This window comes from Runella zeae DSM 19591 (assembly GCF_000423565.1).
Lineage (GTDB): Bacteria > Bacteroidota > Bacteroidia > Cytophagales > Spirosomataceae > Runella > Runella zeae.
On the sequence record NZ_KE384045.1, the window covers coordinates 40007 to 64509 of the forward strand.

A 24503-nucleotide genomic window follows, 5' to 3' on the forward strand; every position below is an offset into this window, starting at 1 on the left:
AGATTAAGATTCTTGATATAATGCTTGCAGCAATACCTGTCCTACCGCTTTCAAAGTAGCGGGATCGATATTGCGCATATCATCTTCATGGGTATGCCAATCTTCAAAAAAAGTTTTTTGAGGATTATTGAGTTGAAGGTGGATAATATCAACCATCGGAATCTTCGCAGTTTCGTTGACGGGCAGGTGGTCGTCAGTAATGGCCGAACCGTCTTGTTGGATAAAATACGAACTATACCCAAGTTGACTGGCTAGATTCCATAGGTTTTGGGTGATTTCGCCAGCGTATTGTTTTGAAAATGCTTCTTTGGGAAATGTCGCTCCTTTAGCACCCACCATGTCGAGCAATACGCCATAATAGGCAGAATAGTTAGGAACATGCTTATTGGCGGCCCAATATTGAGAACCTAGACAAAATCCCGTGAATTTGTCTTTGGCAACGGCTGAGTTACCGCCGTCTTCTACATCAAAGAAGATAAAGTCAATTCCCACGGTAGGTTTTTGATTGGTTTGTTGAATCGTACGAGCAAGTTCGAGCAAAACCCCCACACCACTTGCCCCGTCGTTGGCTCCATCGATAGCACCTTGCTTATTGGTAGGGTCTTCGTCGGCCACTGGTCGGCTATCCCAATGCGAAGCCAACAAGATACGCTTAGGAGCCTGTGGATTGATAGTACCAATGATATTACGGGCGTTGAGTTTGCGACCGTCGTAGTTGGTAGCCGTAAACTTCTGCTCAATGACACTGCAGCCCAACCTTTTCAGCTCGGCTACTAAATAATCCCCACAGCGAGTATGAGCAGTGGAGTTGGGGATGCGAGGGCCAAACTTGACTTGTTTTTCTACAAAAACATAAGCTGAATCACCACTAAAATCAGGTGTCTTGACAAGGGTAGAAGAGGTTTCGCTTTCGGTGGTTTGCTCGGAAGAGGTATTGGTTTTGCAATTCCAGAGAAGACTAAAAAAAGTGAGGATGATAAGTGCTTTATAGAATCTGTTCATGATTTTAATGTTGGAAGCGACAAAATTATGGGTTTATCGTTTAGATAAAATTCCAAATAACTAACTTATGTTTTTGATTAACGTCGAATGAGCGATAGATATTTGGCGTATGAGAAATAACAGTGAAGTTGGGTTTGTGAGTTATGGAGTTGATAAACAGTATATTATAGTGTGATTAAAGAAAAAAGATAATGTTTGTCACCAATCAAATAAAAAAAGCTACGAATCAACATTGATAGATTCGTAGCTTTTAAAAAAAAACAAAAAAATTATTGGGCTTTTTTGCCAGTTACTCTAAATGTATAAGTGTAGGCGCGACCAGTGCTGTCTTTAGCATTCACAATATCATCAAGAGCGATAGTGCCGCCGCCTATAGTACCACTTTTTGCACCTGCGTTGAACATATCAAAAATCGCTGAGTTAGACTCGTTTTTTTTGAGTTCAATACTGCTGTACACATCGGTATTTTTATCGGTAGTTCCGTCGGTATATTTTGCAGTTTCAATATAAGAAATCGTAACTACGTTCGAAGAGGTTTTAGAGACATCTAATATTGCACTCAATTCACCACCTGTGCCTTTGAAGGGTAAGACGTAGCTCTGGGATTCTTCAACAGGTGAATCATTGTATTTGAAAGCGATAGTTATTTTATCAACGTTGTATGTCCCAATTACCTGCTCCGCAGGCTCAGGTTCTGGTTCGGATTTAGAACACCCCCCCAAGAGTGCTACTGAGACAAATAAAAATGCGTACAGATGTTTTTTCATGGAATTTGTGTGTTAAATGTGGGATTGGAGTGTTTGGCAAAGTTATTCCCCCAAAAATAGGGAGGTTTGTAAAAAAACTTACAATTGTAAAGAAAAACCCTAGCAAAATATTAAATCTTTGTAAAAATTGCAAGTGTCGTGATGCATTTTTCTATCTAAGCTTTGGTGGGAGGCCAATAGTCATATTGGGCGTATTGGGCTGCTTCATTGGCTAGTTCTTCCCCGAGTAGTTTACTGACTACGTAGTAGGACATATCGATTCCTGCGGATACACCTGCCGACAAAATCACCTTGCCATTGTCAATGTATCTAATGTTTTCTATTACTTCGATATGGGGTGAAATAGCTCTTAGACCCTCCAGTGCTTTAAAATGAGTAGTGGCTTTTAGCCCTTCCAATACCCCCGCTTGTCCCAAGATAAGCGCCCCTGTACAGACAGAAAGTGAGAGCTCAGCAAAGTTGGCTTGTTTTTGTACCCATTCTAGCACTACAGGGTTGTGCATTTCGCGTCGGCTACCAAAAGGCGTACCATCCGCCCGATAACCACCCCCACCCGGCACCAGAAAAATAGGTGCCAAAGGACAATCTTCGAGTAAGTAATCGGGAATGATAGTGAGGCCATTGCGGGCTATGATTGGGGATTTCTCGGCTACGGTAAAGACATTGAAGGGCTTTTGGGGAAGTGTGCGTAAGCCCGCAACGCTAAATACCTCGTAAGGCCCCGCAAAATCAAGAACCTCTACATCGTCAAATAAAAATATGGCAACATCTCTAGTCGTAGACATAAGTCTTTTAGGTTTCTATGGTTTTTGGTTTACGAACAAATTTACGACCTAATGTAATCAAAACAACCCCCGCAAGTACTACCAATGACGCGATAAGCGAACGGCTGCTTAGTTTTTCGTTGACAAAGATCCACCCTAAAATCATCGCTACTACCGGATTGACATACGCATAAGTAGCCGTAAGGGTAGGAGGAGCATGATGCAGCAGCCACACATAAGCCGAATAACCTACAAATGACCCCATAATAATTAAATAAGCTAGGGCAAGGTAGGTTTGGGTAGTCATCAATGATAAAGTAGAAAATGCCTGTGGCTCCAACCACAAACTCATCAGCAGCGAAAATATACCCCCACCAAGCATCTGAATAGCCGTAGTCTGCATTTGAGGGGGCATGTCAAGGTAGGGGGATTGTAATGAACCCCACGCCCAAGTAATAGAGCCAATAAAAACCAAACTAGCAGGAAAAAGCGGGATTTCTTGGTTTTTGATTTGTCCCAAAGGATTGAGTAAAATATACATTCCTACCAAACCCACCGCCAATCCTAAAAGGGTAAGCCAGGAGGGTTTTTGTTTTGAAAAAAAATAATAATCCAAACCTACTATCCATCCGGGCAAGGTGGCTACCAGTAGCGCTACCATACCGGTAGGCATAAAACCAATAGCATATGCAACGGCACAATTGCCAATACCACTCAACAACAACCCAACCCAAGCCGCAGAAAGCCACTGCTTTAGGGAGGGTATAGAGTATCCACGCAGAAGTGTAAATAAGAAAAACAAAATACCCCCCACCAAAAAACGAATTGAGTTGGTTAGAAGAGGTGGAAGGGTTTGGATGGCATACCGTACGCCTAAAAAAGTGGAACCCCATACGATATATACCAATAGTAGATTGAGCCAAAGCTTGGCAGAAGATGACGATTTCATGTCACAAAAGTACTACAAATGTGCTTGGTTTGGGGAAAACAGTGTTTTTACCTTCGCCCATACCTTCGAAAATACCTTTGCTAGAGATTGTACTTAAAATCTATTCCATTAATCAACTTTTATGAGAGTAGAGAGGTTATTGTATTATACAAAAGAAATCTGTATCTAACTTTGTGCATCATGGAAGAAAATAACAAACTTGACCGCATCATCGAAGCGCGAATGAAACTTAAAGAACGCTTTGAAGAAAAAATCAAAAATACCCCTTCAATCGCCGATGCACGTCCCCAAGGACATGGCGAAACCAATCGACATGGTATGCCTCAAGTGCCAGTAGGACAGACCGTTACTGCCAAATGGCCCGTGCTGGATTTGGGCTATCAGCCCAATGTGACCCTTGACCGCTGGCGACTTTATATTGATGGCGAAGTAGAGCATCCGATGGTTTTGACATGGGATGATTTTATGGCCCTTCCCCAAACCGAAGATGTGTCTGATTTTCATTGTGTAACCACTTGGTCAAAACTTGATATGTCGTGGATTGGCGTACGTTTGATGGATATTGCGGCCCTCGTACAGCCCAAAGAAACCGCTACGCATTTGATGTGCTATGGATACGATACCTACACTACCAATGTGTCGCTCGAAGAAGCGCTCAAACCTGATGTCTTGTTGGCGCATACCGTCTATGGTGAGCCACTTCCCAAAGAACACGGCGGACCGGTCAGGATGATTACACCGCAGCTGTATGCTTGGAAAGGCTCCAAATGGATTAAAAGAATTGAGTTTCTGTCTAAAAATAAACGAGGTTTTTGGGAAGAAAGAGGATATTCTAATACAGCCTACCCTTGGCGTAACGACCGTTATAGCTAGCAAGTAAATACAAAAGCACAGTTAAAGGAAAGGATTAACTGTGCTTTTGTATTTAGTATATTTTTCAAATTAAATCGAAGACAACAAATTCTTATCCTTTGTCATTCATGAAAGTAGAAGTAGTTTATCAGAATACAAATACAGCTCAGACGGTTATTTATCTGTTTCGACAAGATGATACCCTCATAGAGCGCTTACAATCATTTCCTTTTGCTGATTTTTTGGTACAAGACTTTAAAGCAGAGGCCAAACAAACGCACCTTTTTTACCAAGAAAACCAGAAAGTTTTTTTTCTTGGGCTTGGCAAATCTCCCAAAGAAAGCGATTATATCAAGGTGCTTCGTTCATTTTTTTATAAACAAAAAAAAGATTTACCAGATACGGTAGCTTTGAATCTCACACTGGGTGGAATCGAAACCGAATGGATAAGTGCCATTGTCAATGGAGTAGTGTTGGGAGACTATGATTTGGGTTTGTATAAAACAGAGAGTATACCGCCCACTTTCTTTGGCAAAAATACTTCTTTACAAATAGTAGTGGAAGAGGCTAATGCTGAATTGGCTCAACAACAAGCTTTTAGGGGAGAAGCTACGGCTTGGACGCAGATAAGAATCATGGATTTGATGAATGCGCCGTCCAACAAAAAATCTCCTGAGAGCTTGGGGAATTGGGCGCTCGATTCGGGTACTAAGTATGGCTATTTGGTAAAAGTTTATGATGAGCTTGAGTGCGCCGAAATGGGGTTGCAGGCACTTCTAGGAGTAAGTGCCGGTAGCAAAAACCCACCAAGATTTATAGTGTTGGAGTATAAGCACCCTGAAGCGACTCAAAAGATAGGATTGGTGGGCAAAGGTGTGACGTTTGATACAGGCGGTGTTTCGCTCAAGCAATCGACTAATATGCACTATATGAAGTCTGATATGGGCGGGGCCGCAGCGGTACTAGGAACCATCGAACTAGCCGCTAAACTTCAGTTGCCAGTACATGTGATAGGGGTAATTCCTTCCACCGAAAATTCCATCGATGGCCTAGCGCTGAAACCGGGAGATGTGATAGGAAGTTTTTCGGGAAAAACAATCGAAGTCATAGATACAGATGCGGAAGGGCGTCTTATTTTGGCAGACGGCTTGAGCTATATTATCAAAAACTTTCAACCTGATGTACTCATCGATTTGGCAACCCTCACCGGAAGCTGCGTGGCTACATTGGGCTATCATGCCGCAGGGATGTTTACCAACAATGAAAAACTCGCGGAAAGCCTATACCAAAGTGGACAACAAACGGGTGAAAAATTATGGCGATTACCACTTTGGGATGATTATAAAGATGAACTAAAGTCTGATGTGGCGGATGTCAAAAATTTCCATGGAAAACCTTTTGCTGGAGCGATAGTTGCGGCAAAGTTTTTAGAGGTTTTTGTTGACAAACACCAAAGTTGGGCGCATTTAGATATTGCAGGCACCGCTTTTGGAGATTCTGAGTTTGGTACCATGAAATCAAGCACTGCTTACGGAGTTCGTTTGTTGATAGAATGGCTGAGAACGCGAGGATAATTTTCTTGTTTTCTTAAAAAATTAGTTTAAGGTTTTATTCGACAAAGACTCTCATCGGTAAAGCTATCAAGATAGCAAGATTATATTTTGGTATTCTAGCTAGCTTCTGTTAGTTTTAGGCGTAAAATGACGGATATTTATGAATAAAACATTACTGAAGAGTTTCGTATGGCTAAGCTTGACAGTCAGCACAGCTTATGCCCAACAAACCCAACCTCGTTGGGAAGTAGGGGCTGGACTTGGCCTATCTGGATATTTGGGCGACTTAAATAAATCTGACTTTTTTTCTCAAGAACCCAAATTTAGCGGAGGCCTTTTGGGACGTTATCATTTCAATAGAAATTGGGCTTTAAGGGGTGCTTTGACCTTCGGTACACTTTCTGGCAACGACGCCAATTTTGCCGATCGTGCAGTGCGCGGGTTTAAAACTCGTTCTTCTCTTACTGATTTGTCGGCCATTGTGGAATATGACTTTTTGGGCAAAGGGCGTTTTAAATATGACTCTACGACATTTCAAGTACGTTTCAAACGTAAATTGTCGCCTTATTTGTTTACGGGAGCGGGTCTTGGTTTTACCAATCCCAAGCCCGATTTTACAGGAACTCCTTCAACTCCTGCCAATTTCAGACAAGGGGCGATTGCCGACCAAGCGGCTAGCTATTCAAACACCAACTTTGTCATTCCTTTTGGGATAGGCGTCCGTTATGATTTGAATAGAAATTGGGTGGTAGGTGTAGAAGCTGGCTTTCGCCTTGCTTTTTCTGATTACTTGGATGGTATCAGTCAAGGGGCAAATCCTGGGCGCGACGACCGCTACAAGCTATCCAATATTTCGCTTACCTACCGCTTCGACAAAAAAGACACCGACCGAGATGGTATTCCTGACGAAAAAGACGCTTGCCCCACGGTGCCAGGGTCAGTTAGGATGAAAGGTTGCCCCGATAAAGACAACGACGGAGTGGCTGACAAAGATGATGATTGCCCAGATGTGGCTGGGCTGGCTTCGCTTAAAGGCTGCCCAGATGCTGATGGTGATGGTATAGCCGACAAAGATGATGCTTGTCCTAATGAGGCTGGACTAGTGTCATTGAGAGGTTGTCCTGACCGTGACAAGGATGGCATCGCCGACAAAGATGATGAGTGCCCTGACGTAGCTGGTAAGGCCGAATTTAAGGGCTGCCCTGATAAGGATAATGATGGCATCCCTGACAAAGAAGACGCTTGTCCAGACGCAGCTGGTAAGGCCGAACTCAAAGGCTGTCCTGATAAAGACAACGACGGAGTGGCCGATAAAGACGACGCTTGTCCAGACGCAGCAGGCAAGGCCGAACTCAAAGGTTGCCCTGATAAAGACAACGACGGAGTGGCTGACAAAGACGACGCTTGCCCAGACGTAGCGGGTGTGGCGCAATTTAATGGCTGTCCAGATTCAGATTCGGATGGAGTAGAAGATGCCAAAGACCGTTGTCCAGATGTAGCGGGCACTGCTGAATTTGAAGGTTGCCCTGATGCCAAGACGTTGAAGGCTATCATCAAAGCGGCCGAGAAAAAAGCCCTTTTGGAAGCAAAAGCGGCCAAAAAACAAGGCGTGAAAATTGATGAGTCGCAAAAACTGCTAGATGTGAAGATTGAGCCGATTTTGTTTGGTAGCAATAGTGCCGTACTACAAGATGCCTACAAAACGATCTTAAACAATGTCGCAGATTTGATGACCAAAAATCCAAGTTACAAATTACGGATTTCGGGACATGCCGACAATGTAGGCTCGGATTCTTATAATCAGCGTTTGTCAGAGAAAAGAGCCAAGGCTTGTCTTGATTACTTGCAATCCAAAGGAATCAGTGCCACACGAGTGTTGTTACGTGGCTTGGGGGAAACAACTCCTGCGGCCGATAATACTACCGAAGAAGGCAGACAACAAAACCGCCGTGCGGAAGTAGAAGCCTTTAAGCAATAACAAACTGACAACTTTTATAAAAATGCGAGTGGAGTTAGTTCCCCTCGCATTTTTATTTTAGAAAAGTACCTCTTGCCATGCTTGAGCGTGAAGATTATACTTAAAAACGCTTTGTAGTGTGGTGAAGTTTTTAAGTAGTTTTCATCAGAATCGATTTTGCCCGTTAAATACAAAACCCCTCATCACAAACTGAGTCGAATAACTTTCGCTCCGTTTTTGCGTTTTAGAAGAGTTATGATATAAAACTCTTTTATGAAAAGTGGCAGAGGGGGATTGATGACGCTTTGCTTGATTGTATGTACTACAATCTCAAAAGCACAACAACGATTAGAAGCAGGGCTTTGGGCAGGGATGTCGGGGTATTTAGGCGATCTGAACAAGTCAGATTGGTTGACTAGGGAGCCTCAACCTGCTTGGGGTATCTTGAGTAGGTATAATTTTTCGGAAAGGTTAGCGTTGAGATTATCATTTTTACAAGGGCAGTTGTCAGGAAGAGATAGTCATTATGAAGATAGGGCCTTTAGGAATTTTACGACACAGGCCTCCTTAAATGAACTATCAGCACAAGTCGAATGGCATTTTTGGCCGCTGTATCATCCTTCGTTGAAATCACGCTTCAAACCCTCGTTTTCGCCCTATTTACTAGCAGGTTTTGGGATGATTCATACTGTGTCTAAGCCTAACATGGACAATATGTTTGAAGAAAAACCTTTTATCGTAGAGGGCATACTTAAAGACAAACAAGCGCCGTCTCGTTTTTTGCACGGGGCAGTTCCTGTAGGTTTGGGATTGAAGTATCATTTTGCGTATCAATGGACTTTGGGTGTTGAGGCCACCTTCAGGTTTGCCTTTTCGGATTATTTAGACGGCATAAGTCATGCCGCCAATCCTGCCAAAAACGATAGATATCAATTTTGGGGAGTGTTGCTTACTTATCGTTTTCTTCAAAAACCCTTTGGTTTTAAAAATAGGAACCCTACTAAGTGTAAAGTCCCAATGAATGACTATTTTTAGCAGAATACTTATACCCCTCTAATGAAAAATATCATCATTCATCTACGGTTGCCTTTTTCTTTTTTATTACTTCCTATTTTTCTTTTTGCGTTGAGTCAAGCACCCCAAATCGACGTAGAAAAGGCATGGTGGGTGTTTTTTATTTTACATTTTTTGTTGTTTCCTGCCAGCAATGCTTACAACAGTTACTATGATAAAGACGAAGGTAGCATCGGATTGCTCGAAACGCCTCCGCCTGTCACCAAAGGATTATGGTACGTTGCTTGGGCAATGGATCTTGTGGGGTTGATAGTAGGGTACTTATTTGTTAATATCGAATTTGTAGTTTACTTATTTGTGTATGGACTAGTGTCGAAAGCCTACAGTCACCCTATGATTCGGCTCAAAAAGTATCCTATTTTGAGTTGGATTGTGGTTACTACCTTTCAAGGAGCACTTACCTACGTGGCTGTTTTTAGGGCTGTAGCGCCACAAGCGACTTTTTCTGAGCTAATACCCCAACTTGTACCAGCGCTGATTTGTACGTCCAATTTATTGGCTATCTATCCACTGACTCAAGTATATCAACATGAAGAAGACGCAAAACGCGGAGATATGACCATGAGCAGATTGCTGGGAATTAAGGGTACGTTTGTGAATGCTTGCTTTTGGCTAGGGCTATCTGGAGGGGGATTTTTATATTATTTTGGTTTTACGACTCATTTGCTGTTGTTAGTCATCTTACTTGGGCCCTTACTACTTTTCTTTGGAAGGTGGATGTGGAAGGTTTGGCAAGACGAACGTCAAGCTAATTTTAAAAATACCATGTATTTGAACCTAATAGCGGCGGTATGTCTCAATATTTGTTTTGGCGTTTTACTTTTTTGGAAGTTCTGATTTTCAATAAATTGTAAATTTTTCTCAAAAAAAAGGCATTTTTTTTGAGAAAAAACTTGCGTGATATACTTAAACCGCCTACTTTTGCACCACCAAATAACAATTGGCAACAACATACGCGGAAGTAGCTCAGCTGGTAGAGCGCGACCTTGCCAAGGTCGAGGTCGCGGGTTCGAACCCCGTCTTCCGCTCAAAGCACCGCCAAAACGGTGCTTTTTTTATCCCTAATGCACGCCGGGCTGGAATGGCGGAATAGGTAGACGCGCAGGACTTAAAATCCTGTGGACCGTAAAAGTCCGTGCGGGTTCGATTCCCGCTTCCAGTACTGATTATCAACGGGTTGTACAAGAAATTGTGCAACCCGTTTTTGTTTGGTACAACATTTTTGAACGTATCGGACTACCAATTAGTAAAAAAGCTTTGGTTTTCTCCTCAGCCAACCTTAGTGGAGATTGGTACTAACATTTTGGTACTTAGGTTTCGGAGTCCCAAGTTTCAACTTATTATTAAAGTTTATTAGAAGCACAAAGCTCCAAGTTTGCATCGCAGCGACTCAGCCCGCCTGATGTAAAACCTGTGTTGGCTATAGTCATCTTCATTTGTCAAAGGGAGTTTCACCATTGCCACTCTTAATCAACGAAATTTGCTCATTGTCGATTTGAAAGTAGGTGAGCCATTTGTATTTTTTGTCGATAATGAAGAAGTGGCTGTTTGCAAGTGAAATGAGAGAATTTATTGGAGATACTTTACAGTCATAGATAAGCATCTTTGAAGTTGGAGCGTCGCCTACAATAACGAGCCAATAGTTAGTGGTCGGATTGAGCTTATTTATCTCAGCTGTGATCTGGTGACGAGGAAATGTTCTAATAAGGGATTGATTTTTTATGTTGTCTATCCAGTTTGTGAAATGATAGTTTGAATCGTGCTTCGCAATAAACTTCGCTTGGATGCTCTGGAGTACAGTGTACCAATCTGTAAAAGGATATCGAAAGTCAGATTGCGGATACTTTTTCTTGAGGATGTCTATGTGCTCTTGCCAAAACATTTACACTTCTTGTTTATAATTGTAGCCAACGGTTCGGGTATTGCTGAAGGCAGGGTGTTTGAAAAACGTCAGTTCAAATATAGCACAAAAGCTAATAGAAGAACATCAGTTGATATACTTCCGTCAGCCCTCATTTTGGGAATACTACGTTAGCAACTGGTCTATTACTTTCACGTCAATCAAAGTCCTGATTTGTGGCAGTTTTTCAGTTATGACCTAAGTTTTGACAGCATAAATCATTTTGAGAAATGGTTTATTATTTGAGTTGACCACTCTTCTATTGTTGCTGCATGTGTTTTATCGGCTTTGTCAAAAAAGAAATGCTGGTTAATTTCAAGATTGCCGACTAACTACCAATGTGGCCCGACGATGATAAAGTGCCGCTTCAAATGCTCCAAAAATTATGCAAACACAGTGATAAAAGGCAAGATAAGAAATGGTCAGAGCAGTGGCTTAGTGGCAGCCAATAGTGAGGAGTGATAGTGAATGGGATAAAGATAATGTTTTACTCAATATTTTACCCTTGATTTGGTAAATTTGTAATACTATTATATTAGTAATGTAAAATAATAAAAGTTAAATAATATAATGATATTACTTATAACTGTTTCAAAAGCACAAAAAAAACTTGCTGAGAATATCCGCGAGCGGCGACTACGACTGGGTCTGACTCAAGAAGGATTGGCAGATAGATCAGGTGTTGCCTTGCCAACCCTACGTAAGTTTGAACAAAAGGGGATGATTTCGTTAGAATCCTTTCTGAAATTACTTCTGATAGTAGGTGGACTAGAAGAAATCGTTGAGGCAATTAAACCCCTAAAGCCTGCCTTCTCTTCGATTGATGAAGTTTTGAAAAAGGATGAGCACCCCATTCGTAAACGAGGACGTCGCAAATGAAGCATAGAGGTTCGATAAAAGAAGTGAAGGTTGGCCTTGATTTTGGCACTGAAACTATTCCCGTAGGAAGGTTGGCTATGCGAGAACGTGATATATACTTCGAATACCTTCCTTCCTTTATAAAGAGCGGCCTCGAAATATCCCCCCGCATCCTTCCTCTAAAATCGGGTGTTTTTTCATTTTCGTATCGGCTGTTTGAAGGACTTCCAGGCGTTTTTAATGATAGTTTGCCAGATGGATGGGGACGTTTATTGTTTGATCGTCTAATGCGTTCCCAAGGCAAGACACCTGATGAAATCACACCCTTGGAGCGTTTGGCTCATGTAGGGAAATATGGCATGGGAGCGCTTATTTATGAGCCAGACTATAGTATCAGTGAGAGAGAAGGGGCTATCAATCTTGATATATTAGCGGATCATGCACAGCAGGTATTGGCGGGCAGGGCCGAAGATATTTTGCAAGAACTATTGGCTCTAAATGGCTCCTCTGCCGGAGCGCGGCCAAAAGCAATGATTAGCGTGGATGTGACTCGTGAACATATTTCTCATGGAGTTAGCAGTTTGCCTGAAGGTTATGAACATTGGCTGGTTAAGTTTCCTAATACACAAGATGGTACGGATGCGGGAGCTATTGAATATGTGTATGCTCTCATGGCTCAGGAAGCAGGACTTACTATGCCGCCGGTGCATTTATTTCCGTCGAATAAAGGGGCTGGTTTTTTTGGGGTAAAACGTTTTGATAGGGAAGGCAACAAACGCATTCATGTGCATACAGCAAGTGGCCTTTTACACGCAGATTTCCGAACACCTTCTCTTGATTATGAGGATTTAATTGCCGTGACGGGGATGCTGACGCGAGATGTTAGAGAAGCCGAAAAAATGTTCCGTTTGGCCGTTTTCAATGTATTAGCTCACAATCGAGACGACCACGCTAAGAATTTCAGTTTTTTAATGAATGAGGCAGGAGTTTGGAAACTGGCTCCGGCCTATGATTTGACCTTTTCGTCTGGACCAGGTGGCGAACAGAGTACCATGGTTTTGGGAGAAGGGCGTAATCCGGGGATAGAGCATTTGACTAAATTGGGTCTTGAAGCAAAAATTCCTATGACACAGATAAAAGGCATTCTGGCTCAAACGCAAATGGCTTTAAAGAAATGGCGACCATTGGCAAAAGAATATGGAGTTCACAAACCTACTATTGATTTGATAGAAAAGGTAATAGAGAGACATTGAGTAGATTTTAAATCTCTAGGCAATAACAGCTACTTTCTCAGGGATATATTACTTTTTGAAAAGAAAAATTAAGACCGATAAAAATGTAACGGACAATAATTTCCTGCTTTATATGAGAGCGATTTTTTGAATTTTACTGTCCAAAGATTGGATAATTTTTGACTTATCAAACATTAAAAAAAAATGTCGCAATATCACTTTTTATTGGGAGGGCAAGACCTTGAAATGCTCGAAATCAGGGCATTGTTAGAGTCTCACCAACAACCATTTACCGACAAAAAATTAAGTTGGGGAGCATCAATTGATGCATATCAATCCATTATTGCGGCACAGCCCGATTGGCATTTTGTAGGCATCGAACTTGCCGTAGGACCAAAGAGTAAACTCCCACGTTTTTATACCGAGATAGACCACCACAACGAAAAGGTGCATTTGCCCAGTTCTATTGAGCAAATAGCCAAGTTGCTTGGAGTGGAACTTACGCGCTATCAACAGCTTGTGGCCGCCAACGACCGAGGCTACAAACCTGCGATGCGGGCTATGGGGGCAAGCGAAGAAGAGATTCAGTACATCCGGCGGTTGGATCGCCAAGCGCAAGGCGTAACCGACGAAATGGAACGCCTTGCCGAAGCATCTTTGCAAGATGCAAGGATGATAAAAGGAATATTAGTACTAAAAACGCCACTTGATAAATTTTCGCCGATTGTGGATAGGATAGAAGAAAAAAAAATCCTTATTTACAACGAAAATGTTCTAAACTATTATGGTGAGGGTATTGGTCTATTAGCAAAAAAATATAAAAACTTAATAGCTCAAAAAAAAGCCTATTACGGTGGAGGCGATAGTGGTTATTTTGGGATAGCAAAAGGCGTTTTTTCGGCAAATGAATTAACTAAAGTTGTACAAAATATCATCGATTATGTCTCAGAAAACTCTTCATAGCTATCATATTTTTTTGTTTCCGTTTAAGTGGGAGATTTATCAGGGGGCAAAACATGATGAAAGCGCAATAGATAAACGGTATCAATTACAGGAAATCCCTATTGATGTAAGCTATTGGAAACCTTTCACATTTGAAGCTTTACCGGATAAAGAAGGATTCCATAGTTACAATGAATACACGTATTTCTATGAACAGGTACGCGACGTGCTTAATGTAGACAATACAGTAGATACAATTCATTTAAAACAGTTTGTTTATCAGGGACTTAGTGAAGTTTCTAGTTTTAGTATAAAAGCTAAAGGAAGTACTTATACCTTATCTTTAGAAAATATAGTGGCTAACTTTTACGAAAATGGAGTAGGTGTCTTATCTCTATTCTTACGTAACACTAAATATCATGATAAAAAGGATATTTTCAAAATCAATGATTTTGGACGACGTATTTATCCTCAATACTTAGGTGACAATGAACCGTTTACTTCAGTTCATAATGGTGCAAAAGATAACTTTTTAGCACAAGAAATTAAACTAAGTAGCATTCAAAGTTGGCTTGATTCTGAGGTAAGCGAAGATTTTTCCCATTATGATACCCAACAGGGGATTAGTAGAAATTTATTTGTTTTACCTAAATATTTTAAAGCATTATTAGGGCCTGCGTTTTGTGAACCAACTAAAAATGCGCCGAAAGGTACAGTGTTCATCAGCCCAGTCATAGATGATAGGATGTTTACTCTATGTATTTACTACAATCAAGATTTTATCAATCAGCTTGCTTTAAGAAACATCGCTAACGATGGGTATGAATATTTAAGCAACTCTGATTGGTACCAAATGGTTTTTGTGGATGGTAGTTATCCCTCGTGTCATAGTCCTGAAATGATGAAGGAGCAGTTACAAAAAGTAACTTACAGTCGCTGGTTAGTACCTTATACTTTTGGGAAAAATGGAGATTCATGGGGTCAAGTTTTTGGAATTAGCCGCTATTCATTTGTAGTAGTAGCTGCTCCTAACGATTTTAATTTGAATGTTATTCAAAAGCATATTACTCACCACTATTTTCAAATGGTAATGTTGAGTTTAATTCAGAGATCATATTTGGTGAATTTTTCAAATGAAGTCGCTAGAATTTCTAGACATCTCAATAATGATAATGATTTATTTGGGAAAAATGTTTCAGAAATTTCTATACTTTACCGCCAATATATAAAATTTGTCAATAGAATATTTTTTCGTGAAATTACTCCTCAAGAACAAGGGATTGAACTCTATGAGAAGCTACAGGAAAACATGCGTATTCGAGAAGAAGTGAAAGATTTAGATCAACAAATTAATGAATTGAACACTTACGCAGAGACACAGCAGCAGAACCGACTAACACTTATTGCCAGTTGGTTTGCAGTGCCTTCTCTTTTAGCCACAATTATTGGACTCAATCCTTTTTGGAATGACAAAGACAAATGGCATTGGTGGTTGTTTGAAAGAGGAGGAGGGGAGTGGAATAGTATTGTAGCTATAATACTGGTAATAATTAGCCTTCTTGCTTCTAATTATGTTCTAAAACTATTAGCTAAAAATAAAAGAAAAAAATGAATAAACTTGAATTCACCCTCCGCCAACACACTCCCCTCATTCACTTCCAACACGACCAAGAGGGGGCTACACTGCGAGCTACTGAAGTAAAGCCGAAGTTGGATAGGTTTATTTTACAACGACTTGGGGGTGGCAATTATGAAAGTGGCCTTGAAATCGCACGCAGAAATGAATGGATGATTGGAAAACAAAGCACTTCGGAATCGCTAAACTATAAGATAGACTTTAGAGACCACGATTATTGGAAACAAGAAATAAGCCAGGATGAAAAATTTTCTTGCTATTTCGGTAATATGGGGGAGGAAAATGCTAAAAATTCAAAAGGTTTTGTTTTTGCAAAAAAGGAAATAATTGGCTGTATATCAACATTTGATTCTACACTTTATAAATGTTTAGAAGCAGATATAAGTGCATTTTGGGCTTCTCACAACTTTGGTACGCGTCAAACAAAGGGATTTGGATCATTTTTTATCAGAACGGTTTTTATACCTACTCAATTTTACTTTGATGTATACGTAAATAGGCTCGAAAACATCCATCTTGCTACTAAGTCTCATTTTAAGACCCTTTTCGAGGCGATTGATTTATTTCATAAAATTATTCGCAGTGGTGTAAATTATCCACATTTAGGTATTTATATCAAATCTGCTCTATTTTCATATTATAAAGATGTTGATATACAATGGGATAAAAGAACTATTAAAAACTTTTTCTTCTCAAATGCTTTAAGTATTCAAAATAGAAGATATGATTCGCCAGATATATTAAAAGAGTATTCTAAAAAAAGTCAGAGTGATAATCATTTTTTAATCAGAGACTTATTAGGTTTAGCTACTGAATCTGATTGGAAAGGAAGCGAATATAACAATGCTAAAATATCAAAGACGCACATTGATGAAAAAATAGAACGAATGCTTTCACCAATTGTTTATAAACCACGCTTCGTTATAAAAACACTTCCAAACGGCCAAAAGGAGTACTATTTTCGAGTATATATATATCCTAAGTCTGTTCATAATGATTTTCTTGATCAAACTTTTGATGTTAAAGCTTCCACTTCTAGTGATATTTTAAAGCTAAATACGCCAAAAGTATTTAAAATTGAAAAATATTTAAAATATCTGTGCACTGAATTTGAATTAGAGAATAACTTTAAAGATGTCGAAAATCATAGGAATCATCTCGCCTTAAATATTTTTGAACAGTTGAGAGATAATTATATCAAAGAAACCACCCCCAAACCATGAAATACCTCGCTATCACCCTCGGCCCGATTTATGAGACCTGTCGTAGCGTGCGGCACACGCGTGAGGTATGGGCTGCCAGTTATCTGTTTTCGTATATCGCCAAGCGAATTATCGAAAAGCTATGTGAAAACGGTGGTACAGCCGCTGATGCTCACTATTTTGTCCAGCCAAATATTTCTGATGCACGGCTTTTTGACAAAAATCAAAAAATAGGTGTGGGACTTTTTCCCGACCGTATTATTGTCAATGCTGACATTTTGAAAGAGAGAGATTTTGATGTAGATATAAAAGGTGAAATTATCGAAGAGTTGGCTACGTTGATGGGGGATACGCAAGGTTTTTTGGGGAAATATTTTCGCATAGATTCATGTTTATGCCAAGTAGAAGAGTCTAAAAACCCCATAAAAGTAGCTGCTGAATATTTGGAAACTGCTGAGTTACAGCCTCGACTTGTCAGTAGTTTTGATTTGATACCCGAAGGCAAAAAGGGAAGTAAACTCCAAGCCAATGTATTGAAACTGTTTATGAAAGCCGTCAATAAAAACGGGTTTTTAAAAGAACATTATCAAGCAAAAGACATCAACAATACCGAACGTTTTGAATCGTTGGTTGAGATTTCTACCCGTGAACTTTGGAAAAAAGATGCGCTTGCTAAAAGTAAATACATACAGCTGGTGAATCGGTATTTGTGGAAAAATGGTGAAGATGTGGACTTGGATGGTGATTTTGTTAAAGCATTGCAAAAAGACTTCAAGGACGATTTCAAGACCTACCACAAATACGTTTGCGTTGTCAAAGCTGATGGCGATGGCATTGGTAAACTTATCACAGGATTTACGGGGAGCGACAAAATTGAACAAATAGAAAAATTATCTAAAGGCCTGCTCGAATGGGGACTGGAAGTAAAAGACGTTATTCGTGATTATGGAGGTGTCCCTATTTACGTAGGTGGGGATGATTTGCTGTTTTTTGCACCAGTCTGTAATTGTTATTCCAAAACAGCTGCTCAGAATATCTTTTCTTTATTGAAACAAATCAAAAAGTCTTTCGAGGATAAGTTTGAAACGAAAAAGACTACCAATGATGGAGACAAAGTTTCATTATCGTTTGGATTATCCATTACCTACTACAAGTTTCCGCTTTCGGAGGCTATGGATAAGGCTGGAGAATTGTTGGGGTTGACAAAAGATGAGACCAACCAAAGCAATGGTAAAAAAGGGGGGAAATTAGCCATTAGTCTCCTCAAACACAGTGGCAGTACATTTGATTTTGAGCTCAAACTGCAAGATGAGGACGCGCTGCAAGTGGCTTTTGGAAAACTCTACAACACCATGACGTCTGACCAGTCTTTTCTAAATGGTGTCAATTATAAACTTCGAGAAAATCAAGAACTTATTGAGAAGATTGCTAATGCTGAAAGCCGTTTGCATAATGTATTTGTCAATATTTTTGAAGAAGAAACGGAACTCTCTAAGCGCAAATCCCAAGACGAATACCTAACAGTTCTTCGTGAACTTTTGAGTCTATCTTTCAATAAAGAGTTTTATAGGAACAAAGATACTCGACAAAACCGAGTAAAAGAAGGCACCACGCTCGCTATGAGAGAAGTGTTTTCAGCGGTACGTTTTGCCAAATTTTTACGTGGCTACGAAGAACTAAAAGACTAACCTTATGTCTAACGAAACAACTTATCTCATCCAGCTTCGTCCTCGTGGTCGTTTCTTTTTTGGGGGCGACCGTGCGTTTACCGCCACAGGCGAGGCCGTTTACAGTGCCGAGTCGCTGTATTTTCCTCAGCAAACAGCCTTGTTAGGCATGTTGCGCTATGCTATGATTAGGCAAAATCAGAAGGCTGCCATAGGCCAAGGATTTGATCATAGTGTTGAGCCTCAAGATTGGGGCGAAATTTTGAAACTATCTCCTGTTTTTTTGATAGATACGCTCACCCAAACACAGTGGTTACCATTGGGAATGAATTTTCAACATGACCCAAAATCTAAACAAGTCGTTGAATTACAATTACCTGTTGATAAAAGAATAGAAAATTATAATCCAAAGAATGGCTTTCTCAAAAACCAATGGACCAATGGAACTGATGTTTGTTCGGTTCAAAATTTTTTTAACGACATCGAAACCGTAGGCAACAAAAAAGACCGACAAGGCAAATCGCAAATTGAGGGTTTTTTCAAGCAAAAGGCTTACCGCTTGGTACGAAGTTTAGACGACAAGCCTGTTGATTTGAGTTTTGGTTTTTATGCTACTTTCAAACAACCACAGGCATTTGACAAAGTGTCGTCGGTGGTGCTGGGCATTGACCAATCGGTTTTTGGCTTTTTAGCAAAAATAGAGGCTTCTCCTTTTGCCCAAAGCCAAACGCCCTCCGAAGCTAAAAAATTGGTCTTGATAAGCGATGCCTATATCACAGATTATGCTGCGTTGCAAACTCATTGCGATTTTATTTTGGGTGACTGTGTTCCTTTTCGTTACATGACTCCCGTTAAAAACAACGACTATTTTACCGAAAAACGACGTTCGCCTAAACAATTCAATTTATTGGCTCGGGGTACAGTCCTATTTCCAAAGGACATAAACGAAGTTATCAATTTATTACAAAGCCCTACTGCTTTTCGGCAAGTTGGATACAATCATTTCAAAATCTTATAAAACTATGTCAGTACAGCTTTTCACCCTTATACCACAATCAAACCTCCACGCAGGGGCAGGTAGCTCCAACTATGGCGTGATTGATAATCTCGTGCAGCGCGATGTCACTGACCAATACCCATGTGTGTTTGCCAGCAGCCTCAAAGGGGCTTTTCGTGAACATTATGAGGAAGTCCTAAAGAAAGAGACTACTGAAACTGAGGCTATTTTTGGAGGTACTGAAAAAAAAGGCGGTTATATTTTCTCCGATGCTCATTTGTTGGCTTTGCCTGTTAGGAGTAATCAACGTGCTTATTTCATGGCTACTTGCCCTGCTTTGTTGCAGAAATTTTTGGACGTGGTAATGAAAGATTATGGATATAAAAGTGATACAATTTCATCTATCGAAAAAGAAATCAATTTACTTAAAAAGGTATCGGCATTGCCAAAAATTATCGGACAGTCAATTCCTAACTTAAAAATTGAGGATTTTGAGATGGTAGGAAATAAAGAAGAGGTTATTCCAGAACTTAAAAAAATACTTGGTAACGACATTGTACTGCTCTCCGACGACGATATGCAATACCAATGCTCCGACTATGCCCTACCTGTACTGGCCCGCAACTGCTTAGACAACGGCCAAAGCACCAATCTTTGGTATGAGCAAATAATCCCAAGAAAAACGGTCTTTTATTTCTTGGCCGAAAAGATGACCAGTACACATACTTTCGATGTGGATGATAAACTCGTACAAGTGGGTGGCAACGCTACGGTAGGTTATGGACGTTGCCAAATCTCTAAACGCTAAAAACACATGAGAAATATAACCAACCTAATGGACAAGGCAGAAACTGCGCTGATAGAGACTACATTGGTAAACGATGGAATTATCAAAAAATCGAAAGTAAGTGCTATCGCGGGTTTTGGTGCAGTAGTCATTAATTTAGATTTATTGCCTGCGCTAGCCGTTTATGAAAACAATCACCCTAAAATAGTACAAGCACTAGGTAAAATCGTAGCACCCGATGAAAATAGCTTTTTTGCCTACTGTAAAACCAAAATCACAGCCCCAAATTCAACACTTTCTGACAAGCGTCTGCTCAAAGAACAGGTAATAGATGCCTCAGTAGCCCTCAAAATTATGGCTCGAACCTTTAAATTCGATGAAGATGAAAACTAATAAGAATTTCGGTTATCTTTTTGGGAAAGATTACTATCAAGGTTATTTTGACCAGAATCGAAGTGAGCAACAACAAAAAACGTTTTTTGATAATAAACATCAACCTTTTTTTAAAGAAACTTTTTCCTTCAATAACTCTGCCCCTGCTCCTGATAACGAATTCGACCTTACGACCCGCTATCCTGGCTTGGTACTTGGTACGGGTTACGGGCATGGTGTAAAGGGAGTAACGGGCGATTTTAAAATTGGTTTTTCGTTTGACTATACTACGGGATTACCCATCATTCCTGGTAGTAGCTTAAAAGGTACACTACGGTCGGTTTTTCCCAATGAAAAAGGGGCTCACGTTCACAAAAATGCATCAGACACTATAAAAGATGAAAAACGTAAGTATATCAGAACAATACTAAAAGTAGCCGACGATTTTGATGTAGATGCCTTAGAGTTGGAAATTTTTGAGGGAAAAGTAAATGGCCAATACCTGCCTATGAGCAAGCATGATGTGTTTTTGGATGCTGAAATTGTAAAACCTAATTCTAAAGGACTGATTTTTGGTGATGATTATATCACGCCTCACGTAGATACCGAAACCCGCAAACCCGCACCACTCAAAAACCCGACGCCGCTTCGGTTCCTAAAAATCCTACCCAACGTTACCTTTCGTTTTTCGTTTGAGTTGCAGGATGGACTACTTATCTCCGCAACCCAAAAACTCGCTCTCTTCCAACAAATCCTCCTTGACCTTGGCATTGGGGCTAAAACCAATGTCGGTTATGGCCGACTCAAACCTTCTGAATAACTATGCCTGCTTCGATACTTACCGTTGTCTTTGAAAATCACTACTTACAGGCTTATGATATTCCGCAGTGGCGGCGGGTGGTCAATGATGTGGTGGGGTGGCAGGAGCCGCTCTTGCACAATCATACGCCCGAAGGTGGCGAAACGCACGCTTATCCGCTCGTGCAGTTTCGGGCGGTGAGGGGGCGGGGGGCGCTTGTGGGAGTAGGAGCTGGAGCGGAGGTATTGCTGCGGATCATGCCCCTGCTGCAAACTGAACTCGGCAAAATCCAGCTTGAACTCGACCAAGCGGCGATGCAGGAAGGGCAAACGGGGTTTTTTCAGTATGCTCTCTACCGTTGGTTGGCGTTGAGTCCGATCAACTATGCCGAATGGCGACAAACGCGCTCGCTACGCCTACACGTGGCGCATCTAGAACGTATCTTGACGGGCCAATTGCTTGGCCTTCTCAAAACACTACAATTAGAACCGCTGCCCAAAGTGGTAGTGGAAATAGAGCACTTAGACGAACTAGGGCATTTTAGCATCCCGACCGATAAGGGCGAAGTGCAGCATTTGGCTTTTGATGTGAAGTTTAGCTGCAATGTAGCCGTGCCTCAGCATCAGTTGGGGATTGGCAAGTTTAGTTCTAAAGGCTATGGGATTTTGGAAATGCAGATGAAACCCCAATATCATGGCTCGCCTCAACAAAATCAAAAAGATAAAAAAACTCGCTGAGTATTTTGCAAGTATTCATACTACGGAGCAGCTTGCTACTTTTGTAGGTGTACCAGTTTATCAGCTTACTTTATTGGCGGAGTTTCCAGCTTATAACTGTTTTAGTATTCCCAAACAAAATGGGAAGCCGAGGATGATTGAGGATCCTCACAAACCTCTCAAAAAAGTGCAACAAATCCTCAATTCGGCCTTACAGTGCGGGTATTACTGTAATAAAACCCACGCTGCTTTTGGGTTTTTGCTAAATCCTGAAGACGATACTGACCCACGCAATATCCTCACCAATGCGCAACGGCATATCAACCGCCTGTGGTTGCTCAATGTCGATTATGTGGATTTCTTTCACGCAGTAAGTACCCACCGAGTTGTGGAGCTGCTATTGTCTGATTATTTTTCGTTTGATGAGCCTACCGCTCTACTTATAGCGCAGCTTTGTACTTACAAAGGACGTTTACCCATGGGTGCGCCCACTTCGCCAGTACTTTCCAATTGGGCTGCTCGTACACTCGATGAGGAATTGCTTGCATGGTCGCACCGCCATGGTTTTGTTTATATGCGCTTTGCTGATGATCTAACGTTTTCGAGACAGGAGCCTATTTTACCACAGCATGTTCAGGAAATAAGGGCGATTTCGACGGTAAATGGATTTACGTTTAATGAACAAAAACTCAAAATATGTGCACCAAGTGCCGAAAAAATAGTAACGGGGCTAGTAGTTGGTAAAAACGGCGTACAGTTACCTAGTGGCTTTTTAGGGGAGTTGGAAGCCGAAATCCTGAAATTTAGAACTGTACTTGAAGTACAAGCCCGTGCAGGTAGGGCGCAATCAGTATGGGTAGAGGAATTTAGGACGCAACTTGAAGGACATTTAAGTTTTGCTTCTTTTGTATTAGGAGAAGACCACGCCGATTATCGTCGTTTATCTCGTTTGTTGGAGGAGGCTATGCAGCCCTCAGTGGCCCACGATAGTGTAAGTTGGTTACATTTTAACTATTTTTTCTGATATGCAACTCGTCTTAGATACGCATGGCTTGATGGTCGGCAAGCGCAACGGCTGTTTTCATATCAAATCTAAAACCCATACGCGTAGTATTAGCCCTTTGAAAGTGAGTAGTATTGCAGTGGCTAGTTATTGCGTACTCAGCACTTCGGCCATAATGCTGGCCGTAGAGCACCAGATACCCATTTATTTTTTGGATACAATGGGGCAAGTATCGGCACGATTGGGGGCGGCTTCTTATGGAAATCATGCTACTTTACGCCGGCAGCAAGTGCATTTTGTACATGTGGTGGGAGCCTTAAAATGGTGCAAAACGCTGTTTGTACTCAAAACTACCGAGCAGCTTCAAAATGTAGCACTGCTTCGTAGCCGTCGTTCTCGTTTTGGAGAAGAAATCCAACCCCTTCAAAATGCTATAGAGCGTGAATTATCGGCCTTGCGTTCTACTTATCACCTTGATTTGGAACAAGCACGGGGGCAGTTAGCGAGTCAGGAGGCAATTATGGCACGTTATTATTGGCAGATTTTGGCGATGACGTTGCCAGCACCTTTTGATTTTGATGGTCGTAGCCGTCGGCCTGCCCAAGACAATTTTAATGCTGCCCTCAACTATTGCTATGGGATGCTTTATGGTATGGTAGAAACGGCGATTTTTTCGGTGGGCCTTGACCCTTATCTCGGGATTTGGCACGCCGACCAGTACAACAAACCTACCTTGAGTTATGACCTCATTGAGCCGTTTCGACCTTGGATGGATGCCTTACTAATTGGACAAGTGCTAGATGGGCAACTGACAGATGATATGTTTGAACATAAAGACAATGGGGTATGGGTAGCAAAAAAAGGGAAGAGATATATTATACCGTTGTTTCATGCCTATATGAATCAACGATGTGCTTTTAGAGAAAATATCACTACCCGTCGCAATCATATTTATAGATTAGCGGGGCAACTGAAAGAAACAATACAACATTCATCAAACACATAAACGGATGCTTTATCTTGCTTGCTACGATATTCAAAACGACCGCTTGCGGCAGCGGGTGGCCGACCAACTTCTCAAAACAGGGCTTGAAAGGGTACAATATTCGGTATTTGTGGGGCCACTGACTTCTCTGCAAAAAAACAAATTGGAACAGACAATTGTGAACTGGTTTGTGGGACACAATGACTGTGATTTTATGCTATTGCCCATCGACAAATACAGCACTACCAATGCAATACACCTAGGAAATAAGCCTCCCGATTGGGAATATTTAGCAGGAGAGAAATTAGTGTTGATTGTATAAAACAGTTGGAAAATATGCCGATATTGTATTCTGATTGGGACTTTCATTTGAGAGTGTTTGGCAAACAAATGGTTTGCTTTGGGAAGTACCCAAAAACAATAAAAAATAGCAGGATGCATAAAAGAGGGGATATTGTACAAAATTTAAGTACATCTAATCGGTTCATT

Annotated in this window: 24 protein-coding genes and 2 tRNA genes; 21 read left to right on the forward strand and 5 right to left on the reverse strand. The window is 41.0% G+C overall.

The window, feature by feature from the left end; translation table 11 throughout:
- Positions 1–3: 3 nt before the first annotated feature.
- From G563_RS0130885 to G563_RS0130900, 4 genes are all read right to left on the reverse strand, one after another.
- Positions 4–1002, reverse strand: a complete 999-nt coding sequence (locus G563_RS0130885) for a M28 family peptidase (RefSeq protein WP_028668736.1) — start codon at positions 1000–1002, stop codon at positions 4–6.
- Positions 1003–1271: 269 nt separating this feature from the next.
- A complete protein-coding gene (locus tag G563_RS0130890) occupies positions 1272–1769 on the reverse strand; it encodes a hypothetical protein (RefSeq protein ID WP_028668737.1) in 498 nt (165 codons plus the stop codon).
- Between the two features lie 155 nt (positions 1770–1924).
- A complete protein-coding gene (locus G563_RS0130895; RefSeq protein WP_028668738.1) occupies positions 1925–2554 on the reverse strand; it encodes a DJ-1/PfpI family protein in 630 nt (209 codons plus the stop codon).
- Positions 2555–2561: 7 nt separating this feature from the next.
- On the reverse strand, positions 2562–3482 hold the full coding sequence (locus G563_RS0130900; RefSeq protein WP_028668739.1) for an EamA family transporter: 921 nt from the start codon (positions 3480–3482) through the stop codon (positions 2562–2564).
- 180 nt (positions 3483–3662) lie between these two features.
- Between G563_RS0130900 and G563_RS0130905 the strand changes: the two genes are divergently transcribed.
- The 7 genes from G563_RS0130905 (at position 3663) to G563_RS0130940 (ending at position 10080) form a co-directional block, all read left to right on the forward strand.
- The gene (locus G563_RS0130905; RefSeq protein WP_028668740.1) at positions 3663–4355 is read left to right on the forward strand and encodes a sulfite oxidase-like oxidoreductase; all 693 of its coding nucleotides are present in this window, start codon (positions 3663–3665) and stop codon (positions 4353–4355) included.
- A 107-nt stretch (positions 4356–4462) separates the two neighbouring features.
- Positions 4463–5908 (forward strand): leucyl aminopeptidase family protein, encoded by a 1446-nt coding sequence (locus tag G563_RS0130910; RefSeq protein ID WP_028668741.1) that lies wholly within the window; start codon positions 4463–4465, stop codon positions 5906–5908.
- Between the two features lie 139 nt (positions 5909–6047).
- Complete coding sequence (porG, locus tag G563_RS0130915; RefSeq protein ID WP_028668742.1) at positions 6048–7865, forward strand: type IX secretion system protein PorG; 1818 nt, start codon at positions 6048–6050, stop codon at positions 7863–7865.
- Positions 7866–8117: 252 nt separating this feature from the next.
- Entirely contained in the window at positions 8118–8879 is a 762-nt protein-coding gene (gene porG, locus G563_RS0130920) for a type IX secretion system protein PorG (protein WP_028668743.1), read from the forward strand.
- Positions 8880–8900: 21 nt separating this feature from the next.
- The gene (locus G563_RS0130925) at positions 8901–9755 is read left to right on the forward strand and encodes a UbiA family prenyltransferase (RefSeq protein ID WP_028668744.1); all 855 of its coding nucleotides are present in this window, start codon (positions 8901–8903) and stop codon (positions 9753–9755) included.
- Positions 9756–9873: 118 nt separating this feature from the next.
- Positions 9874–9946, forward strand: a tRNA-Gly gene (locus G563_RS0130935).
- A 47-nt stretch (positions 9947–9993) separates the two neighbouring features.
- Positions 9994–10080 (forward strand) — tRNA-Leu (locus G563_RS0130940).
- A 270-nt stretch (positions 10081–10350) separates the two neighbouring features.
- On the opposite strand, the gene G563_RS0130945 is transcribed toward G563_RS0130940, so the two are convergent.
- Positions 10351–10800, reverse strand: coding sequence for a DUF6756 family protein (locus tag G563_RS0130945; protein WP_028668745.1), 450 nt, complete (start codon positions 10798–10800; stop codon positions 10351–10353).
- Positions 10801–11388: 588 nt separating this feature from the next.
- On the opposite strand from G563_RS0130945, the gene G563_RS0130955 reads away from it, so the two are divergent.
- The 14 genes from G563_RS0130955 to cas2 all read left to right on the forward strand — a co-directional run bounded on the left by G563_RS0130955 (position 11389) and on the right by cas2 (position 24336).
- The gene (locus G563_RS0130955; protein WP_028668746.1) at positions 11389–11697 is read left to right on the forward strand and encodes a helix-turn-helix domain-containing protein; all 309 of its coding nucleotides are present in this window, start codon (positions 11389–11391) and stop codon (positions 11695–11697) included.
- On the forward strand, positions 11694–12929 hold the full coding sequence (locus G563_RS0130960) for a type II toxin-antitoxin system HipA family toxin (RefSeq protein WP_028668747.1): 1236 nt from the start codon (positions 11694–11696) through the stop codon (positions 12927–12929). The genes G563_RS0130955 and G563_RS0130960 overlap by 4 nt, the downstream gene beginning before the upstream one ends.
- Positions 12930–13112: 183 nt before the next feature.
- Positions 13113–13871, forward strand: coding sequence for a hypothetical protein (locus G563_RS0130965; RefSeq protein WP_028668748.1), 759 nt, complete (start codon positions 13113–13115; stop codon positions 13869–13871).
- Complete coding sequence (locus G563_RS0130970) at positions 13849–15462, forward strand: magnesium transporter CorA family protein (RefSeq protein WP_028668749.1); 1614 nt, start codon at positions 13849–13851, stop codon at positions 15460–15462. Before G563_RS0130965 ends, G563_RS0130970 begins: the two co-directional genes overlap by 23 nt.
- Entirely contained in the window at positions 15459–16709 is a 1251-nt protein-coding gene (locus G563_RS0130975) for a hypothetical protein (RefSeq protein WP_028668750.1), read from the forward strand. The genes G563_RS0130970 and G563_RS0130975 overlap by 4 nt, the downstream gene beginning before the upstream one ends.
- Positions 16706–18376: a type III-B CRISPR-associated protein Cas10/Cmr2 gene (gene cas10, locus G563_RS0130980; RefSeq protein ID WP_028668751.1), complete on the forward strand. Its 1671-nt coding sequence runs from the start codon at positions 16706–16708 to the stop codon at positions 18374–18376. The genes G563_RS0130975 and cas10 overlap by 4 nt, the downstream gene beginning before the upstream one ends.
- Positions 18377–18380: 4 nt before the next feature.
- The gene (locus tag G563_RS0130985; protein ID WP_028668752.1) at positions 18381–19373 is read left to right on the forward strand and encodes a type III-B CRISPR module-associated Cmr3 family protein; all 993 of its coding nucleotides are present in this window, start codon (positions 18381–18383) and stop codon (positions 19371–19373) included.
- A 4-nt stretch (positions 19374–19377) separates the two neighbouring features.
- Entirely contained in the window at positions 19378–20160 is a 783-nt protein-coding gene (gene cmr4 / locus G563_RS0130990) for a type III-B CRISPR module RAMP protein Cmr4 (protein WP_157585743.1), read from the forward strand.
- 6 nt (positions 20161–20166) lie between these two features.
- The gene (locus G563_RS0130995) at positions 20167–20532 is read left to right on the forward strand and encodes a hypothetical protein (RefSeq protein WP_028668754.1); all 366 of its coding nucleotides are present in this window, start codon (positions 20167–20169) and stop codon (positions 20530–20532) included.
- A complete protein-coding gene (gene cmr6, locus G563_RS36370; RefSeq protein ID WP_051211322.1) occupies positions 20522–21331 on the forward strand; it encodes a type III-B CRISPR module RAMP protein Cmr6 in 810 nt (269 codons plus the stop codon). The genes G563_RS0130995 and cmr6 overlap by 11 nt, the downstream gene beginning before the upstream one ends.
- 2 nt (positions 21332–21333) lie before the next feature.
- A complete protein-coding gene (locus G563_RS0131005; protein WP_028668755.1) occupies positions 21334–22047 on the forward strand; it encodes a CRISPR-associated endonuclease Cas6 in 714 nt (237 codons plus the stop codon).
- Positions 22004–23050, forward strand: a complete 1047-nt coding sequence (locus G563_RS0131010) for a reverse transcriptase family protein (RefSeq protein ID WP_028668756.1) — start codon at positions 22004–22006, stop codon at positions 23048–23050. Before G563_RS0131005 ends, G563_RS0131010 begins: the two co-directional genes overlap by 44 nt.
- A 1-nt stretch (position 23051) precedes the next feature.
- Positions 23052–24035: a CRISPR-associated endonuclease Cas1 gene (cas1, locus tag G563_RS0131015; protein ID WP_028668757.1), complete on the forward strand. Its 984-nt coding sequence runs from the start codon at positions 23052–23054 to the stop codon at positions 24033–24035.
- Positions 24036–24039: 4 nt separating this feature from the next.
- Positions 24040–24336: a CRISPR-associated endonuclease Cas2 gene (cas2, locus tag G563_RS37400; RefSeq protein WP_051211323.1), complete on the forward strand. Its 297-nt coding sequence runs from the start codon at positions 24040–24042 to the stop codon at positions 24334–24336.
- Positions 24337–24503 lie beyond the last annotated feature (167 nt).

Bases quoted from the DNA above. Each gene is read 5' to 3' on its own strand.
- porG (WP_028668743.1), top strand. From the start codon at position 8,118: ATGAAAAGTGGCAGAGGGGGATTGATGACGCTTTGCTTGATTGTATGT.
- cas10 (WP_028668751.1), top strand. From the start codon at position 16,706: ATGAAATACCTCGCTATCACCCTCGGCCCGATTTATGAGACCTGTCGT.
- G563_RS0131005 (WP_028668755.1), top strand. From the start codon at position 21,334: ATGCCTGCTTCGATACTTACCGTTGTCTTTGAAAATCACTACTTACAG.
- G563_RS0130895 (WP_028668738.1), bottom strand. From the start codon at position 2,554: ATGTCTACGACTAGAGATGTTGCCATATTTTTATTTGACGATGTAGAG.
- G563_RS0130960 (WP_028668747.1), top strand. From the start codon at position 11,694: ATGAAGCATAGAGGTTCGATAAAAGAAGTGAAGGTTGGCCTTGATTTT.
- G563_RS0130965 (WP_028668748.1), top strand. From the start codon at position 13,113: ATGTCGCAATATCACTTTTTATTGGGAGGGCAAGACCTTGAAATGCTC.
- G563_RS0130900 (WP_028668739.1), bottom strand. From the start codon at position 3,482: ATGAAATCGTCATCTTCTGCCAAGCTTTGGCTCAATCTACTATTGGTA.
- G563_RS0130995 (WP_028668754.1), top strand. From the start codon at position 20,167: ATGAGAAATATAACCAACCTAATGGACAAGGCAGAAACTGCGCTGATA.
- cas1 (WP_028668757.1), top strand. From the start codon at position 23,052: ATGCAACTCGTCTTAGATACGCATGGCTTGATGGTCGGCAAGCGCAAC.
- G563_RS0130910 (WP_028668741.1), top strand. From the start codon at position 4,463: ATGAAAGTAGAAGTAGTTTATCAGAATACAAATACAGCTCAGACGGTT.
- G563_RS0130890 (WP_028668737.1), bottom strand. From the start codon at position 1,769: ATGAAAAAACATCTGTACGCATTTTTATTTGTCTCAGTAGCACTCTTG.
- cmr4 (WP_157585743.1), top strand. From the start codon at position 19,378: ATGTCAGTACAGCTTTTCACCCTTATACCACAATCAAACCTCCACGCA.
- cas2 (WP_051211323.1), top strand. From the start codon at position 24,040: ATGCTTTATCTTGCTTGCTACGATATTCAAAACGACCGCTTGCGGCAG.
- G563_RS0130975 (WP_028668750.1), top strand. From the start codon at position 15,459: ATGAATAAACTTGAATTCACCCTCCGCCAACACACTCCCCTCATTCAC.
- cmr6 (WP_051211322.1), top strand. From the start codon at position 20,522: ATGAAAACTAATAAGAATTTCGGTTATCTTTTTGGGAAAGATTACTAT.
- G563_RS0130885 (WP_028668736.1), bottom strand. From the start codon at position 1,002: ATGAACAGATTCTATAAAGCACTTATCATCCTCACTTTTTTTAGTCTT.
- G563_RS0130955 (WP_028668746.1), top strand. From the start codon at position 11,389: ATGATATTACTTATAACTGTTTCAAAAGCACAAAAAAAACTTGCTGAG.
- G563_RS0130985 (WP_028668752.1), top strand. From the start codon at position 18,381: ATGTCTAACGAAACAACTTATCTCATCCAGCTTCGTCCTCGTGGTCGT.
- G563_RS0130925 (WP_028668744.1), top strand. From the start codon at position 8,901: ATGAAAAATATCATCATTCATCTACGGTTGCCTTTTTCTTTTTTATTA.
- porG (WP_028668742.1), top strand. From the start codon at position 6,048: ATGAATAAAACATTACTGAAGAGTTTCGTATGGCTAAGCTTGACAGTC.
- G563_RS0130945 (WP_028668745.1), bottom strand. From the start codon at position 10,800: ATGTTTTGGCAAGAGCACATAGACATCCTCAAGAAAAAGTATCCGCAA.
- G563_RS0130970 (WP_028668749.1), top strand. From the start codon at position 13,849: ATGTCTCAGAAAACTCTTCATAGCTATCATATTTTTTTGTTTCCGTTT.
- G563_RS0131010 (WP_028668756.1), top strand. From the start codon at position 22,004: ATGGCTCGCCTCAACAAAATCAAAAAGATAAAAAAACTCGCTGAGTAT.
- G563_RS0130905 (WP_028668740.1), top strand. From the start codon at position 3,663: ATGGAAGAAAATAACAAACTTGACCGCATCATCGAAGCGCGAATGAAA.